Source organism: Gilvimarinus sp. 2_MG-2023, from assembly GCF_030547685.1.
GTDB lineage: Bacteria > Pseudomonadota > Gammaproteobacteria > Pseudomonadales > Cellvibrionaceae > Gilvimarinus.
In genome coordinates this window covers 37677-54165 of record NZ_JAUOQM010000052.1, presented here as the reverse complement: position 1 = coordinate 54165, position 16489 = coordinate 37677, and the positions used below count along the sequence as shown (strand labels likewise).

General features: G+C 49.3%; 13 protein-coding genes. 11 read left to right on the top strand and 2 right to left on the bottom strand.

The genetic code is table 11. The annotated features are described in order from the left end of the window. Positions 1 to 425: 425 nt before the first annotated feature. Positions 426 to 1634, bottom strand: a complete 1209-nt coding sequence (locus tag Q4526_RS15595; RefSeq protein ID WP_215978039.1) for a replication protein RepA — start codon at positions 1632 to 1634, stop codon at positions 426 to 428. A 91-nt stretch (positions 1635 to 1725) separates the two neighbouring features. Here Q4526_RS15595 and Q4526_RS15590 point away from each other — a divergent pair, with 91 nt between their 5' ends. Together Q4526_RS15590 and Q4526_RS15585 are read left to right on the top strand one after the other, a co-directional pair. Continuing rightward, complete coding sequence (locus Q4526_RS15590; RefSeq protein ID WP_215978038.1) at positions 1726 to 3123, top strand: AAA family ATPase; 1398 nt, start codon at positions 1726 to 1728, stop codon at positions 3121 to 3123. After that, positions 3116 to 4201, top strand: a complete 1086-nt coding sequence (locus tag Q4526_RS15585) for a ParB/RepB/Spo0J family partition protein (protein ID WP_215978037.1) — start codon at positions 3116 to 3118, stop codon at positions 4199 to 4201. Before Q4526_RS15590 ends, Q4526_RS15585 begins: the two co-directional genes overlap by 8 nt. 276 nt (positions 4202 to 4477) lie before the next feature. Here Q4526_RS15585 and Q4526_RS15580 read toward each other — a convergent pair whose 3' ends face one another. Continuing rightward, a complete protein-coding gene (locus Q4526_RS15580) occupies positions 4478 to 5278 on the bottom strand; it encodes a hypothetical protein (protein WP_215978036.1) in 801 nt (266 codons plus the stop codon). A gap of 687 nt (positions 5279 to 5965) precedes the next feature. On the opposite strand from Q4526_RS15580, the gene Q4526_RS15575 reads away from it, so the two are divergent. The 9 genes from Q4526_RS15575 to Q4526_RS15535 all read left to right on the top strand — a co-directional run bounded on the left by Q4526_RS15575 (position 5966) and on the right by Q4526_RS15535 (position 16402). Next, a complete protein-coding gene (locus Q4526_RS15575; RefSeq protein ID WP_215978035.1) occupies positions 5966 to 6559 on the top strand; it encodes a type I restriction-modification enzyme R subunit C-terminal domain-containing protein in 594 nt (197 codons plus the stop codon). 251 nt (positions 6560 to 6810) lie between these two features. Next, positions 6811 to 7233 (top strand): hypothetical protein, encoded by a 423-nt coding sequence (locus Q4526_RS15570; protein ID WP_215978034.1) that lies wholly within the window; start codon positions 6811 to 6813, stop codon positions 7231 to 7233. A gap of 286 nt (positions 7234 to 7519) precedes the next feature. Beyond that, the gene (locus Q4526_RS15565) at positions 7520 to 7801 is read left to right on the top strand and encodes a hypothetical protein (RefSeq protein WP_215978033.1); all 282 of its coding nucleotides are present in this window, start codon (positions 7520 to 7522) and stop codon (positions 7799 to 7801) included. A gap of 35 nt (positions 7802 to 7836) precedes the next feature. Then, positions 7837 to 8451 carry a restriction endonuclease subunit S gene (locus Q4526_RS15560; RefSeq protein WP_215978032.1) on the top strand — a complete coding sequence of 205 codons (615 nt, stop codon included), beginning with the start codon at positions 7837 to 7839 and terminating at the stop codon, positions 8449 to 8451. After that, positions 8448 to 10040: a type I restriction-modification system subunit M gene (locus Q4526_RS15555; protein WP_215978031.1), complete on the top strand. Its 1593-nt coding sequence runs from the start codon at positions 8448 to 8450 to the stop codon at positions 10038 to 10040. Before Q4526_RS15560 ends, Q4526_RS15555 begins: the two co-directional genes overlap by 4 nt. Then, a complete protein-coding gene (locus Q4526_RS15550) occupies positions 10040 to 11254 on the top strand; it encodes a restriction endonuclease subunit S (RefSeq protein WP_303609696.1) in 1215 nt (404 codons plus the stop codon). The genes Q4526_RS15555 and Q4526_RS15550 overlap by 1 nt, the downstream gene beginning before the upstream one ends. After that, positions 11251 to 11922 carry a DUF3800 domain-containing protein gene (locus Q4526_RS15545; protein WP_215978029.1) on the top strand — a complete coding sequence of 224 codons (672 nt, stop codon included), beginning with the start codon at positions 11251 to 11253 and terminating at the stop codon, positions 11920 to 11922. Before Q4526_RS15550 ends, Q4526_RS15545 begins: the two co-directional genes overlap by 4 nt. Before the next feature lie 434 nt (positions 11923 to 12356). After that, positions 12357 to 15638, top strand: coding sequence for a type I restriction endonuclease subunit R (locus Q4526_RS15540; protein WP_215978028.1), 3282 nt, complete (start codon positions 12357 to 12359; stop codon positions 15636 to 15638). Then, positions 15635 to 16402: a M48 family metallopeptidase gene (locus Q4526_RS15535; RefSeq protein WP_215978027.1), complete on the top strand. Its 768-nt coding sequence runs from the start codon at positions 15635 to 15637 to the stop codon at positions 16400 to 16402. Before Q4526_RS15540 ends, Q4526_RS15535 begins: the two co-directional genes overlap by 4 nt. The last annotated feature ends 87 nt before the right edge of the window (positions 16403 to 16489 follow it).

Here is a 16489-nt window from a genome sequence, read left to right as displayed (position 1 = left end):
AGGTAACACATTGATTCATAAAGAAATAATTAATTCTTAAAAAAGTTTATCTTGTCTGTGTATTCCGTTTTACTTCCAATATTCCTTTTATCCTACTTCAATATTTGTCAGTTATTCTGCGGGAATTGACGGTTCACCTGTTCTTTAGTCAGTTTTCCTTCTATTTGCGTCAGCTTACCTTCTTAGGTGTCAGTTTTCCTTCTCTGTCTGTGTTAAATCGCTTTAAAACCCAGCTCTTTCCCCTATTCTGGTTGAAATTAAAATTCAATATTTTCACCTTTTTAGGTAAAAATTATAGAAGTTGTGAACACTGATTTTAATGGGGCAAAAACCTGAAAACTCAGTAAGAAGAAACTCTGACAGTAAAACCCTATTAATAAGTGCTGAGCTCTACAAGGAAGGAAACCTGACAAGTCTGCTGAGAGCTAGGGTTCTAAGTTCAGCTCATTTTGGCTAGGTGTTGTTTGTGGAGCAATATGTGGCGGTGAGCTGATTAATATCAGGCATTGCTCCGTATCTGTATTAAAGTTGGCTTGAGGGTATACCTCTTTTACCATGCCCAGGGCCTTAATAGCCTCCACCTTAAACTGCCGAACAGTCTTAATGCCGGTACCTAGCTGCTCGTGGAGTTGTTTCCAGGAAATGCGGACAACGGGTTGTCTACCCTGCTCCATTTTCCAGTATCTGAAAGTTAGCCAACAATATAAATCAAATGCTAGCGGTGAGCGTAGTCCGCAAAGAGTGCGTAATGCACGGATATCCAGTGGTGTTGCATGATTAAGTAGTGCCTCGGCAAAGGCTTCAGAGACATGGATTTCTGCGCCTTGCAGTTCACCTTCGTCCCTGTTGTCCCACCACATGTTTGACTCATCAGCGATGGACACATTTTTGAGCAAAATACCTTCTTGCTCATCATTTTTGTATTTCATCGAAATGGTGAAGCTTGTGGCCAGTAATGAAACCAGAGACATGCGCCACTTCCGCTCGGTTCCTTTTTGACCTGTGGACCAAGGGCGGCCCATGGTATCCACCACAAATGATTTTAATGAAGGCCCCAAATCGATGACTTTTTTCTTCTTTTTTACAATCTCTGAACAGATATGTACAAAGATGAGGCGAGGGTAAATACCCGAAGGAAGGCCAATGTCATTCGGGGCAGACATTGTTACGGTAAGGTCGCCATTATGACGCTCGTAATGTTGCTGACCTTTAATTGCTCGGTATGGAAAGCCTGTTTGAACAATTGCCGAAAGAGAGTAGCGAATAGGATCGCTGTCTTGCATATTCCCGATTAATGCCTGTGTGACGATTTCCACCTGTTCTTCGGGCAGTAAAGACATTTGCTGAGGCGTAATAGTCGAGGCTTGCTGATAGGTTAATTTGTGATTCGAGATATATTCAACTAAGTCATAGCTATCGAGCTCGCCTAAATCTTCAACCGCGCCGCTTGAAACTCGCAGTTCATTCTTAGGGTCGAGTAGCGAAAAGGTTTTCTCTGTAATCAGGCCGTAGTCTTTAAAACAGTACAACTGAAAGCTTGCGCAATTAAATAGCTGACGCTGAGAATTCACCTCGTTTTCCGAAGCCCCCTGCCCTCTCATCACATCTTCGATCTGTTTCCACGTGATTTTCAAAAATATGGCCTTTGCAATAGCAATTTATGAAGATAGAATCAAATTATTCTTCATTTATTAAAAAACGTCAAATAGACAACGGAGCGTGAAAATGTCCAGTGTTTCAGAACAGCTCACTTATGTAGAAAGTAATTTGCGTAAGCTTAATGAATCTATCTCCGTCGGCCAAGGCATGATGCGGCAAATTGCCCAGCTGGTCAAAGAGAGTCAGGGTGATAAACATGATATTGCCACCCTCAAAGAGCACCTAGTGGATGACCGAGTACAAAAGCGGCGTTATGGTTCCACCGTAGCGGCAGAAATGGCGAGTATTTCACATCCGCGCTTGTACGCTGCTGAAAAAGATGGCCGTCTCCCTCCACCCGATTATCGCCAGGATACAAAAACCAAAGTGAGGGCAGGCTACACCATCAATCAAATTAACTATATGCGCGATGTGTTTAACACCGCTCCACGTAAACCTGAGGGTGCCGCGGCCGCTGTTATCGGCATCTTAAACCTTAAGGGGGGGAGCCAAAAAACAACCAGCTGCCACTTGTTCTCCCAGTATTTGGCGATTCAAGGGTACAAAGTGTTGCTAGTGGATAGTGATCCACAGGGCAGTTTGAGTTTTTTCTACGGCAAGCGCCCTGACGATAATGTGCAATATGAACACACCATTGCACCCTTCATGCTGGAGGATGACGAAGCGTTAGTAGAGGCGGGTTGGGCACCTGGCGCCTCTCAAACACTGGACTACGCCATCCAAAAAACTTACTGGAGTAACATCGATATCATACCTGCGTGTCTACAAAACTTAGGTATCGATCAGTTAATGCCTGAAGTGCTGGCTCGCTCCAACATCGGATATACCGATCGATTTATGAAGCTGCGCCACGGCTTAATAGAGGCTAGCCAAGATTACGATTTTATTATTATCGACGGCACACCCTCATTGAACTTATCAACCCTGAACGTTATATCAGCCTGCGATATGGTATTTGTACCAGCCCCAGCCAGCATGCCGGATTTTGCATCGACTTTGCAATTTACGGACTTAGTGGCACAAACACTAGAAGGGCACTTAGAGCGGGGTGAGGCTCCCAACATCCCCGATATCCGTTATTTTATTACCAAATACTCGGGCAGCTCTTATGCTCAGTTTATGAGTGACATTATCCGCAAAGTTTTTAATGTTGAACGCGGCGATGTACTGATCAACGAGGTGCACTCGTCCGACGAAGTTGGCAAAGCGACCAACCGCACCTATTCAGTGTATGAACAAAACTCTAAAGACTCTGACAATCCCAAGCGCCTTAAAAAGACAGTTGAAATGTTTGACTCCATATTCCGCGAAATGCATGACGCGATTTGGGACACCGTTTGGGGAATGCAGCCCAGATCAGATCACATGGCTCAGCTGGATGAGTTATTCCAGAAAAATGCAAAAATAAAGAAAAACCTTGAGCAAGTAACCGAAAGCTCAAGAGAGGAGGGTGGTAATGAGTAAAAAATCCAAATACGGCGATACTGATGAGCTACTTAATGCGGCTCGAAGTGATCAAAAACCCCTGCCCGAGGCCAAAGCCCGCACCCGACGCCCACTGCCCGCTGTGCAGGCAATGAGTGGCGAGCGCAAAGGCCCAGCCCGCTTTACCGATGAACTAAAAGAACAGATTGTGAGTTTAAAACAACAATTATCGGATGCTGAAGCGAAAGGAGGGGCCGCTGTTGTTCTTACTATGCCGGTATCGGGGCAAAAGGTAGAGTTCTATCAGCAAGAAGTTAATCCGGAACTTGTGGATGTATCAGCAGAAAACGAACGTTTACAGGAATTCTTAGACCCGATATCACTGGGCGATATCCTGCCATCCATCGAAGCTGATGGGCAGCAAAAGCCCGGGACTTTACGACCTAAGGCCGATGGACGCTTTGAACTTATTGAAGGCTCCCGACGCCTTGCCAGTGTTAAATTGGTGAAAAAGCCATTCTTGGCCTTAGTAGGTGAGGTTCCTGATGTTGATGTGCGTGCACTGTCGGTTATTGAAAACAAGCACAAAGATGTATCTGCTTACGAAAAGGCCCAGGCTTATCAACGACAATTGGATGCCGGCGAATTTAAAAACTGGTCTCAATTAGGTATTGCCAAAGGAATAAGTACTTCCCATATCAGCCGATATAAAGCGTGCGTAGAGCTTGATGAAATATTTGTGCGCATCTTACGTTCGCCGTCTGACATGCCTTTGTCCTATGGCGAGACTGTGCAAAAGCTTATGCGCCGCGATGCCGGAAGTGTTCTGATAGAGGCCAAATCGCTGTTAAAAGAACGCCGTTCAGCCAATGATGTTGAATCCGTATTAGATGCAGAAGAAATCCTTAAACGGTTAAAAAGCTCGGTGCGGGGCAAGCAATTTAAGCCCACAAAAAAGCAACCCGTTCGTTACGAGTCTCAGTCAGGCAAAGTCGCTGTTAAGCACAGCATTACCTCTTCAGGCACTACTAAGCTCGAGTTGATAGGCGTGAAAGACGAACAAGTAGAGGATCTTGTGAGTCATATCGTAAAAAGTTTAAAAGTCGAAAAGAAGTAATTCTTCGCCTACCTGCATTGCAGGTAGGCATCCTCCCCCATGGCAAAAATTCCCGCCCCGGGAATTTCCTCTCAGAACCAAATAAGCCCTTGAAAACACAGTCTTTTTGGCAGAAAAAGCAGGGAAAAATATTCCCCGTTCTGCTTCGGAGACCATCCCGTCATTTAACAACTCCGCTAAATTCCCGCGACGGGAATTTAGCGGAGTTTTGTTATAAGTTATTGATATTTAAGGGTAAGTTTATAATTGGGGAGGGAAAAAGTTTCCCTTTTTAAGCTAAATCTCTAGTGTCACGCCTAACCGTTCTAAGACACCGTCAAATACGTCCAGGCCATGACATGTAATATTGAGTTGGGCAATCCCATCTGCCCAATGAACAGTTACCGGAGTACCCAGCTGGTTCGATATCTGTTCGGCTATATGCGACATATCCGTACTTTCTGAAGCCTTGTCAGATTGGTTAGTCTCCAGGGTAGGGGGGCCGATTTCTCCGCTCACCAGTTTTTCGACATCTCTCACGGTTAAGCTGTTGCGGCGAGCTTGATTGAGTAAATTCACTTGCTCCTGTGAGGGAAGGCGAGCCAATACCTTGGCTTTGCCCAGGCTAATTTGGTTAGACTCAAGCAGTGCGACCAGCTCAGGGGCACAATCCAATAAGCGTATGAGATGGGAAAGGGCGCTGTAGCTCATACCAACTTGTCTAGCATAGGCTCTATAAGTCGTGCCGTGGTTTTTCTTAGCTTCTACAGCGGCCCGGGCAGTGTTCAACACCGAACCGGTGTGCCTGGGGTCCAATAGCCTGACCTCGGTCTGAACAAGCTCTAATGCTGCTTCATCGTCCAACTCCCGGACTTCAGCCGTCAATGCCTCTATCTGGGCCAGCGGGGCGGCCAACCAATACTTTTCGCCTGACAGGAGTTCCCAGCGGTCCTCGCCCATTGATCGTACTACCAAAGGTGGAGCCGCCGAAGGTCCGTATTGTCGCAGCAAGTCGATAATGGCGCTGTCGGGAGGTTCAATGGCGCCCAGTGACGCGCGCAGGGGGTGAAGGCGAATGGTTTCGATGAATATCTGCATAATGGGCGCTAACCTAGTGTCTAACCGGGTATATGTTGCTATATGGCAACTTTATAGGTGAGTTATCTTTGTGTCTATGGGTAATAGTTGCCACATGGCAATATTTTGGGGCGAAGACAGTCGACCCATCCAATAAGTTGCTATGTGGCAACTTATTGCAGTGGTTTACCCTAGGCTAATGCTCGTTTATCGTTATTTTGAATAAATAAACGCCAAATCGACCGCTATATCATCATTTCTGGGGCTGAGATCACCTCAACAATTCTACTTCGTAGAGTTCGATTGCGTGGAATATGAATGCATAACGCTCAGTAGAGTTTGCCTTTATCGTTTCAGGAAAGGCCAATAATGGTTACAGCTGTTCTTAAAATAGCTGCTTTATAGAGTTTCTTGCTCTAGTAATGGTCGTGGTATGGTTCACTGTGAGCTGGTTTAGGCGGTAGTTAAGCAGTATGCCAGGCAAAATAGAGGAAACGGAGCTTCTAATAAATGACATCTTCAAGCCAAGTCAGTAATTTTAATTTTCTGGCAGAGCATGATTCTCTATTCGTCGAGCTGGCCTTTGCTGCCGAGCGCGTTTTTATTAGTGACCCTACATCACCCTAATTAAAGTGCACCAGTTGGGTCCCAAACTGGCCGCTGCGTTTATCAGTCAGCTAGCCGTGGTGAGCAGCTTATTGGCCGTGAGTGTCAGCCAGTGATTTCCAAGCACCACAATGCAACCGCAACCGCAACCGCAACCGCAACCGCACCCAAAGCTATGGCGAGCACAAAAAATCACAAGTCTATCTGGACAGCTTCAATCAGTTTATTCGCGAGCAAATCAACCAAAGCGCGGCACTGGCGGTGGTGGTCAATAAACCCCGCAACCTCACCCGCGAGCAATTAAAAGAAACCCGGCTGCTGCTCGATGGCGCCGGATACTCCGAGGCCAAACTGCAAAGCGCCGTGCGCAACCAAGCCAATCAAGACATCGCAGCCAGCATTGCCGGCCATATCCGCCGCGCGGCTTTGGGTGAGCCCCTGGTGCCCTTCGAGCAGCGGGTAGCCCAGGCCATGCAGCGCATTTACCAAAGCCGCAGCTGGACGCCCAACCAACGCAACTGGTTGGAGCGGCTCTCTAAACAACTGGTGCACGAGGTAATTATTGACCGCGACTTTATCAACAACCGCTTTGGCGAAAAAGGCGGTGCTAAACAGTTCGATAAAGTGCTGAATAATCAACTGGATACAGTGCTAGAGGCGCTAAGTGACGCCCTTTGGGAGCAGGATAGGGCCTAGAGGGCTCTTCTTCGGATGTGTATAGAAAATAGGGTTTTCTATACACATCTCAAAAACATGTTTAAATTTTCGGATTTTTTAGACATGTTCGATAAATATGTCGATACCATCGACAATTTGAATTAAAGTCACCCCTTATTTTATCTTTAGGTTTAAGTTAAATTAACGCCCAGACTTATTTTAACTTTGGGAGTCATGATGGAACGCGGTTTAACCGGTCGGTATCTCGCCAGTATTGCGGGTGGCGTACCTTGCCAGGCCTTTGCGCTGACGAGCTGGTTGCTCAGGTAGAAAGGACCAACTCCGTACTTCTTATACCCACCCCAGTTTTATTCGGGTTCCTGATTGGCGCCGAGCCCGAAAGGTTCCAGCAGTATTTGGATGGTATCAATGGCAGCGCCTGCCTAGAGTTGGTTGATTTTGACGCTGCGGCCGCCGTGGAGTGCGCACTGCTTCCCTCCCGCCAAGAATTGGCTCAACTATCTCCTGATGAGGCTGCCAGCAAGCTTAAGTACGGCCGCCAAATTGTCAGTATTGCCCTGGCCAGCGTGGCCGATGAGGTTTGGTCACACGACAAACCCTTGCGTAAATTGGCTGAAAGTAGAGGGCTGGCAGTGAAATCCTTGGCTGACATCGAGCCTTCGGCCACTCAGTCACCACTTCACGACGACTAGACGTTTCGCCCCTCTAGTATCTCCAGGCAAAGCACTGTCAAGCGGTGAACGAGCGATTCCCAGTGACTTCTGAGCAAATAAACCCAAAAAGATAGCCTCGCTACTGTAAAAATATTGTTGACGAGCGCCAAAGTGACGAGTAAGCTCTGTTATAACTTCACTACAGTAGCTTCGCTATAAAAACCGTTGAGTTTTGCTGGCGGGTGACGGTAGGGGAGGAGAGTGCGGCAGGTTGCAGCCTGCCGCGAGTACTTTAAAACCACTAATGCGAAGAGGAAATAAAGCTATGAAAGTATACCAGATCGATTACGACCTGCGTAAAAAACGGGATTACCAAGCGCTGTACGAGCGCATTCAGAGCTACTCCAACTGGTGTCGGCCGCTGGAATCCACCTGGATTATCAGCACCACTCAGTCGGCGGCTCAGGTGCGTGACTACTTGGCGGCGGTAATGGATGGTGATGACGGCCTGCTGGTCACAAGGCTTGAGGGCGAGGCCGCTTGGCAGAATCTCGATCCAAAAGTCTCCGCCCATCTAAAGCGGCAGCTTGAAACCGAGGCGGCCTAATAATCCCAGCGCCAGGGAGGGCGCAAACCCTAATTATGATGAAAACACAAAAACTACAAAACATAGCCAAAATTCGTACCGGCTACACCTTTCGCAAGGTTGAGTCGGCCCATGAGTCAGATGGTTTACTAGGGCTGCACATTAGCGATACGCGCGATACCACGGTGGTAGACCCTGATAAGCTGTCGCCTGTAGCGTGGCAAGGTAAAGGTAAACCGCCAGTGCTTGAGCCCGGCGATGTAGTGCTCGCCGCAAAGGGCAGCCACAACCGTGCGGTGCTTTTTACCAGTGAAGGCTACGCCGTTTTACCCTCTAACCAGTTTATGGTGCTGTCTGTTATTAATGCGCAGCAACTTCTGCCCGAGTTTCTATGTTGGGTGCTCAATTACCCGGCCACGCAAACTCGCTTGGCTGAGTTTCAGGCGGGTTCTGGTATTCCTTCCATCAGCAAAAAAGCCTTAGCTACATTGGCGGTGCCCGTACCTGAGTTAGACGTTCAGCAGCGCATATTGCAATTAAACAGCCTTTGGCAGGATGAGGTAGAGCTTACTCATAAGTTGCTAGCCAATCGCCAGACACAAGTGAAAGGATTGTTTCAAAAATTATTATCAGGCGCTACGCCGCAGGATGTCGGAGATAAAAAACAATGAATAACCCGGTCAATCAAGATCAAATCAACAAAGCCGTTTGGAATGCTTGCGATACCTTCCGTGGCACGGTAGACCCCAGCATTTATAAAGATTATGTGCTTACCATGCTGTTCGTAAAGTACCTATCAGACGTTTGGCAAGATCACTACGACACCTATGTAGCCGAGCATGGCGATACCCCCGCGTTGATTGAAGAGCTAATGAAAAACGAGCGCTTTGTTTTGCCCAAGCACGCTGGTTTTAACGCTTTGTATGAGCAACGACATGAGCCCGGCAACGGCGAGCGTATCGACAAAGCCCTGCACGCCATTGAAGAGGCTAACATCGTTAAGCTGGCGGATGTGTTCCAAGACATTAGCTTTAACTCTAATAAACTGGGCGATGAAAAACAAAAGAACGATATTCTCCGCCACCTGTTGGAGGACTTCGCCAAGCCCGAGCTTAACCTGCGCCCCAGCCGCATCGGCAAACTGGATGTGATCGGCAACGCCTACGAGTATTTAATCAAACACTTTGCCGCCACCTCGGGCAAAAAAGCCGGCGAGTTTTACACCCCGCCCGAGGTGTCTGAACTGATGGCCGAGATTGTCGACCCCAAAGAGGGCGACGAAATCTGCGACCCGGCCTGTGGCTCCGCCTCGCTGTTGCTGAAATGCGCCAATCAAATTCGCAAGGGGAAAAGCGGCTCAAAAAACTTTGCTTTGTTCGGGCAAGAAGCCATCGGCAGCACCTGGGCACTGGCCAAAATGAACATGTTTTTGCACGGTATCGACAATCATAAACTGGAGTGGGGCGATACCATCCGCAACCCCAAGCTGCTGGACAAAAACGGCGGCCTTAAGCACTTTGATATTGTGGTGGCCAACCCGCCTTTCTCGTTGGACAAATGGGGCCATGAAAGTGCGGACGCCGACCCCTACGCCCGCTTTCGGCGCGGCATACCGCCCAAAACCAAAGGCGATTACGCCTTTATTCTGCACATGATCGAAACCATGAAGCCCGCTGCCGGCAATAAAAAAGGCGGGCGCATGGCGGTGGTGGTGCCCCACGGTGTTCTGTTTCGCGGCTCCAGCGAGGGCAAAATTCGCCAAAAATTAATTGAAGAAAACCTGCTAGACGCTGTGATCGGCCTGCCGGAAAAACTCTTTTACGGCACCGGCATACCCGCCGCTATTTTGGTATTCCGCAAAAGCAAAACCGATAACAAAGTGCTGTTTATCGACGCCAGCCGAGATTTTAAAGCCGGCAAAAACCAGAACCAGCTATCCGACGACAATATCGCCAAGGTAATAGACACCTACAAACAGCGCGACACACGGGACAAGTATTCCTACCTCGCCACCCTGGAAGACATTCAGGAAAACGACTTTAACCTCAATATCCCCCGCTATGTGGATACCTTTGAGGAAGAGGAAGAAATCGACCTGATGGCCGTGCAAGCTGAGCGCAAGGAGATAGAGGCGGAGCTTGCCAAGCTGAATAAGCAGATGGACGGCTATCTGAAGGAGTTGGGCTACGACGCACAGGGAAGTGCCAGTGCCGCGGGAGGCAGGATGCCGGGAGCGGCGGGTGCTGGAGGTGATAAGTGATGGTGCCTGAGGGGTGGACGTCTAAAGCTGTTGGTGATGTTTGTAATTTTATAAATGGTAATGGTTTCAAGTCTTCGGAGTGGGCTGATAGAGGTCTTCCCATTATCAGGATTCAAAATCTTAATGGTGCATCTCAATATAATTATTTTGATGGTGAACCAAAAGAGAAGTGGATAGTTAACCCCGGCGATATTTTGTTTGCTTGGGCTGGAACTAAGGGAGTTTCTTTTGGCGCGAAAAAGTGGTTAGGGCCAAGAGGTGTATTAAATCAACACATTTTCAAGGTTGAGCCCCAAATCGATCTTTACAAGGAGTGGTTTTATTTGGCGCTGCTCAGGATAACCCAGCGTGTCGAGAATAAGGCGCATGGCTTTAAGTCAACACTGGTGCATGTGCAAAAAAGTGATATAACCGAACAAGTTTTACATGTCCCCCCACTCCCCGAACAAAAAAAGATCGCCCAAATCCTATCCACCTGGGATCAGGCCATCACCGCCACCGAGCGCCTGCTTGAAAACAGCCAACAGCGGAAAAAAGCGTTAATGCAGCAGTTGCTGACTGGCAAGAAGCGGTTGCCGGGCTTTGAGGGGGAGTGGAGTAAAACAAATCTCGGGTCAGCGGGCAAAATTAGCTCCGCTGGTGTGGATAAGAAGATTGTTGACGGGGAGCAAAAAATAAGGCTGCTTAATTTCCTTGATGTGTTCCGAAGAGAGTTCATTTTCGATCGTGAGCTTAATCACGCGGTTACAGCGCCAGACCGAAAAATCGCGAACTGTAATGTGCAAAAAGGAGACGTTTTCTTTACCCCGTCATCAGAAACAAGAGACGAAATAGGCCTCTCTGCGGTTGCCGTAGAGGATATGCCGGGCGTTGTTTATAGTTATCATATAGTTCGGTTTCGCCCAAACCAACCTATGGATTTGAACTTCTCAGCATACGTTTTCCAGACTGATGAATTCCGAAGTCAAACATATCGATTATGTGATGGTAGCGGGCAAAGGTACGTATTATCACAAGATGGCTTTCGGGGTGTTCAATTCTCTATTCCGACACTTGACGAACAAAGGGCAATTGGGCGAGTGCTTAAAGCAGCATCGGATGAAGTTTCGGCTTTGAGTGACCGAGTAAAGTACTTAAAGCAAGAAAAAAAAGCCCTAATGCAACAACTTCTAACTGGCAAGCGGCGGGTTAAAGTGGACACGGAGGTGGCTTGAGCGAAGCAGTAGATAAAGAGTATTTGTATGTTTTCCTAGACGAGGGCGGCAATTTTGATTTTTCGCCGACCGGGACTCAGTATTTTATGCTCACCAGTCTGGCCATGCGCCGGCCTTTTCGCATCCGCGAGCCTTGGGATGACTATCGCCACGAGCTGTTGGAGTTTGGGCGCAATGTGGAGTACTTTCACTGCGCGGAAGACAACCAGTACCTAAGGGACCGGTTGTTCAGAATATTAAATCAACACCAGCAGGACTTACGCATTGATAGCTTGATTGTTGAGAAGGCCAAAACCGGGCTAGCCCTGCGCGCCGATGAGCGGTTTTACCCGGAGATGTTGGGTTACTTGCTACGCCATGTGTTTGACAAGTTGAATGGCTACGATGAGATTATCGTCATTACTGACACAGTCCCCCACCAAAAGAAACGCAAAGCCATTGAGAAGGGTATTAAGCATGCCTTGAAAACCATGCTGCCCACGGGCATGAAATACCGGGTATTGCATCAGGCTTCGCGTTCGCACTACGGTTTGCAGGCGGCGGACTACTGCAATTGGGCAATTTATCGAAAATGGACCACCGGCGAAACGGCATATTACGACCTGATAAAACCGGCCATACACAGCGAGTTTGATATATTCAAGGCGGGCACTAAGTGGTACTACTGAATGGAAAATGGCAAGCAGAAGAAGGGAGGGATAAAAGTGACCACCCCAACTACACCTTGCGGTGAGAGCCTATGGGGCTCTTATCATCGGGGTGGAACATTTGAGTGTAGTATGGTCCTATACGGCAATATTGTCAATCTAGGCCGCAGAGGCGTTGGCGAAAGAATCGCCAAGCGGCAGCGACATACCGGCCCATTAGCCTTGCAGCACCGTTGGTTTGTGGGAGCGAATGGCTGCGCAAGACTTTTGGGCGGCGTCCAGCTTGACACGCCTTTGAGTGCCAATCACACTAAGCTTACAACTCACCCCTTGCGGGCGCATTCGGTTGCGTATCGCTTGGGGCGGAAAAACCGCCTTCACGGCGGTTTTTTCATTTCTGGCCTAGGTTCAGCGCTAAGAATAACGAACATACCGCCTGAGGAAGGGAAAACCTAATGGACACAACCCCCCAAAGCACAGAGCAACACGCCAGCCATATTCCGGCCCTGGCCACGTTAATAAACTTGGGCTGGCGGTTTTTACCCGCCGCCGAGTGTTCAAGCTTGCGCGGCAGCCCGCGTGAGGTGGTGATGAAGCCGGTGCTGGAGCGGGTGTTGCGCCAGCGCCGGTTTGAATTTAAAGGCCAGCGGTATCCGCTGTCGGATCAGGCGGTGGACCAGGTCATCCGCGAGGTTACGTCCCCCTCTATGGCTCAGGGCCTGATGGACGCCAACCAGTCGGTGTACGACAAGCTTACCCTTGGGGTGACGGTTACCGAGTTTATTGACGGCAAAAAGGCCACGCCGACTATTCACTTGATTGACTGGAACGAGTTGGACAAAAACGAGTTTCACGTCACCGAAGAGATGGAGGTGTTGTCCACCCAGGCCACCCACACCCGCCGGCCAGATGTGGTGGCCTTTGTAAATGGCATACCCCTGGCGGTGATTGAGGCCAAGCGAGCCGCCTCGGGCAACCCCAACAAGAATATGGTGGACGAGGGCATTAGCCAGAACCTGCGCAACCAAAAAAACGACGAAATACCCGCGCTATTCGCCTTTGCCCAACTGCTGTTTTCCATCAGCCTGACCGATGGCCGCTACGGCACTACCCATACACCGGCCAAGTTCTGGTCGAAATGGGTGGATGAAGAGTTTGATGATCAGACCATTCAGGCCATTAAAAACACCCCTTTGACGGCAACGGCCAAAAACGCGCTGTTTGCCGGCAAGCCCGAGAAAATTCGGGCCTATTTTGAACAGCTTTGGTCCAAACCCCTGCAGCCCACCGAGCAGGACCGCTTGCTGGTGGGACTGCTGGACCGACACCGGTTTATCGAATTTTTGCAGTTGTTTATTTTGTTTGACCGCAAGCTTGGCAAAATCGCCGCGCGCTACCCGCAGGCGTTTGGCATTAAAGCGCTGCTTGCGCGTATTGCCGGCATTAAACCCACCGGCGAGCGCCAAGGTGGGGTGTTGTGGCATACTACAGGCTCCGGCAAGTCTTTTACCATGGTGTATTTGTGCCGGGCATTGTTGCTGAGTGACGCCTTAAAAAACTGCCGCATTTTGGTGGTGACCGACCGGGTGGACTTGGAAAAGCAGCTGTCTAAAACGTTTTTAACCGGTGGCGCTTTTGGCAGCGATATTGCCGGCAAAAAAAGCGGCGACGAACTGGCGAAAACCCGCTCTGGCAAACAGCTTGCCCAACGCATAGGTAAGGGCAACGAGCGCATTATTTTTACCATTATCAATAAGTTTGCCTCGGCCGCCAAACAGCCGGAGTGCTACAACCCCTCTGAGAATATGATTGTCATTGTCGACGAGGGGCACCGCAGCCAGGGCGGCGAGAATCATCAACGTATGCGCCAGGCGCTGCCCAATGCGGCCTTTATTGCCTTTACCGGCACACCGCTTTTGGAAAAAGACAAAAGCGAAACCGAACAAAGGTTCGGCAAAATTATTCACGCCTACACCATGAAGCGCGCCGTGGATGATGGCACCATTACCCCGTTGCTTTACGAAGATCGTAAGCCCCTGCTGGATGTCAACCAAAAAGCGGTGGATGCCTGGTTTGATAAGGTAACCGCATCGCTGTCGGACGAGCAGAAAGACGACCTTAAACGCAAATACACCAATCAGGGGCAGGTGTACTCGGCCAATGACCGTATTAAGCTCATCGCCTTCGACATTGGTGTGCATTTTAGTGAGTATTACAAAAAAGCGGGCTTGCAACTGAAAGGCCAGTTGGCCACCGACAGTAAGCTCAGCGCCATTCGCTATAAACAGGCACTGGATAGTCTGGATATGGTTACCAGCGCCATTGTGATCTCCGCGCCGGACACCCGGGAAGGGCACACGGATGTGGACGAATCCAACCTACCACTGGTACAAGACTGGTGGAAAAAACACGTGACTGGCGACCCAGCTGCCTACGAAAAAACCATTATTGAAGATTTTGGCACCGACGGACCGCCGGATATTTTGATCGTGGTGGACAAACTGCTGACCGGTTTTGACGAACCGCGCAACGCCGTGCTGTACATAGATAAACAGATAAAAGGGCACAACCTGATTCAGGCCATCGCCCGCGTTAACCGCTTACACCCGCAAAAGCGCTTTGGCTATTTAATTGATTATCGGGGTATTCTTAAAGATTTGGATACCGCTATTAAGGATTACCAAAACTTTGAAGACCAGACCCAGGGCGGCTATGCCATTGAGGATATTGAAGGGCTTTATTCAAATGTAAACACGGAATATAAAAAGCTACCCGCACTGCACGACAGGCTTTGGGAGTTTTTTAAACACATTGATAACAAGCTGGATCAGGAAGCCTACCGCCAGGTGTTAATGCCCAAGTATGAACCCGGCCCGGACGACGAAGAGCTGGACATACGGCAAGCCGTACGCGAAGACTTTTACGAGGCGGTTACCGAGTTTGGTATGTGTTTGAAAACCGCGCTCTCTAGCCAGAGCTTTTTTGCCGACAAAGCTTTTTCTGAAGAGGATATTCGGCTCTATAAAAAAGACTTAAAATGGTTCAGCGATTTGCGCAAAACCGCCCGCATGGACGCGCAGGAAACCATTGATTACTCCGCCTACGAAGGGCAGATACGTGACTTGATTGACCGCTACGTGACCGGCGTCGATATTGCCAAAGGTGAAGAGCCGGTGGTGATTGAGTCCATCGCGGAAAATCGCCCGGATTACTGGTCCGAGGATAAGGCGCGCAACGAAACCGATAAAATTAAAACCCGCACCAAAAAAACCATTGAAGAAAAGCTGGGCGATGATCCCTACGCCCAGAAAGTATTCTCGGCACTGTTGCAGGAGGCCATCGAAAAAGCCGAAGCTATGTTTGACTACAAAGCGCAGTTCCGGCTGTTCAGTGACCTGGAAAAACAAGTTGAAGAACGCGATGTGCCAGGTTTGCCCGTCAGTGCGTTTGATGGGAATAAACACGCTCAGGCTTATTACGGCGCTTTTAAATTAGTGCTCAATGACGGCTTTAGCGAGCTTGAAAAAGAGCAGGGCGAACATTTAATTACCGAGGCTTTTGCAATCGACAAAGTGGTGAACCGGGCCGTGGCCGAAAACTCGTTAAACCCCGCCGGCATTGAGCAGGAGGTACGCAAAAACCTGTTGCCGCGATTGTTTAATCTGGTTGGGTTGGATAAAGCCAAAGAAGTACTGGATGAAGTGGTGCAGATTCTGCGCAACAAGGGCGCCAAATGAATACCTCGATAGCGGCCACTGATGATGAAAAGCCTATTGAGTACACAGTCCGGTACGGCGACCGTGAGTTTCGCTATCACCTTTGCTACCTCTCTAGTCACAAAAAGCGCAGTGTTCGGGTTCATGTTCACCCCAATGGTCGGGTTCAGGTCGATGCCCCAAACGCCGAGCCGTTGGCCAATATTAAAGCCGCCGTACAGCGCCGAGCGCGTTGGGTGTTAAAGCACTTGGACGAGATAGAGCAGCGCAACCGCTACGTGCGCCCCAATCAGTGGGTTAGCGGTGAGAGTATGCGCTACTTGGGCCGGCGCTATGTGCTGAAGGTAATGACTGAGCCGGCGGCGCGGCGAACTACCTGCAAGCTGATAGGCGGCCAGCTGCGTGTGCAGGGGCAAGACCTGAACCCCGCACAAGTACAAAAAGCTGTGCAGCGCTGGTACCGCGAGCGGGCAGAGACGGTTTTTGCGCGGCGATTGACGCTTATGGTTGACCGGTTGCCGTGGGCTAGCGATATCCCAAACTGGCGAATGGTGGAAATGCAAACTCAGTGGGGAAGTTGCTCCCCCGAGGGTTCGCTACTGCTAAACCCTCATTTAGTAAAAGCACCGACACTCGCGATTGACTATGTACTGCTACACGAACTCTGCCATTTGGAGGAGCACAACCACAGCGCTAGATTTTACAGCTTGCTTGATCGTTATTTGCCCGAGTGGCGATCTATTAAAGAAAAGCTGGACGGAGAGGCAGAGTTGATCTTGAGGTGAGGCCGACGTGCTCTGGGGGTTTAGAAGATAACTCTGGGGGGTTGGGCGGAAGCTCTGGCGTGGTTTAGCCTAGAGCCTTGTTCGTTA

Bases quoted from the DNA above. Each gene is read 5' to 3' on its own strand.
- Q4526_RS15555 (WP_215978031.1), top strand. From the start codon at position 8,448: ATGAATAACCCGGTCAATCAAGATCAAATCAACAAAGCCGTTTGGAAT.
- Q4526_RS15540 (WP_215978028.1), top strand. From the start codon at position 12,357: ATGGACACAACCCCCCAAAGCACAGAGCAACACGCCAGCCATATTCCG.
- Q4526_RS15565 (WP_215978033.1), top strand. From the start codon at position 7,520: ATGAAAGTATACCAGATCGATTACGACCTGCGTAAAAAACGGGATTAC.
- Q4526_RS15580 (WP_215978036.1), bottom strand. From the start codon at position 5,278: ATGCAGATATTCATCGAAACCATTCGCCTTCACCCCCTGCGCGCGTCA.
- Q4526_RS15590 (WP_215978038.1), top strand. From the start codon at position 1,726: ATGTCCAGTGTTTCAGAACAGCTCACTTATGTAGAAAGTAATTTGCGT.
- Q4526_RS15585 (WP_215978037.1), top strand. From the start codon at position 3,116: ATGAGTAAAAAATCCAAATACGGCGATACTGATGAGCTACTTAATGCG.
- Q4526_RS15560 (WP_215978032.1), top strand. From the start codon at position 7,837: ATGATGAAAACACAAAAACTACAAAACATAGCCAAAATTCGTACCGGC.
- Q4526_RS15550 (WP_303609696.1), top strand. From the start codon at position 10,040: ATGGTGCCTGAGGGGTGGACGTCTAAAGCTGTTGGTGATGTTTGTAAT.
- Q4526_RS15535 (WP_215978027.1), top strand. From the start codon at position 15,635: ATGAATACCTCGATAGCGGCCACTGATGATGAAAAGCCTATTGAGTAC.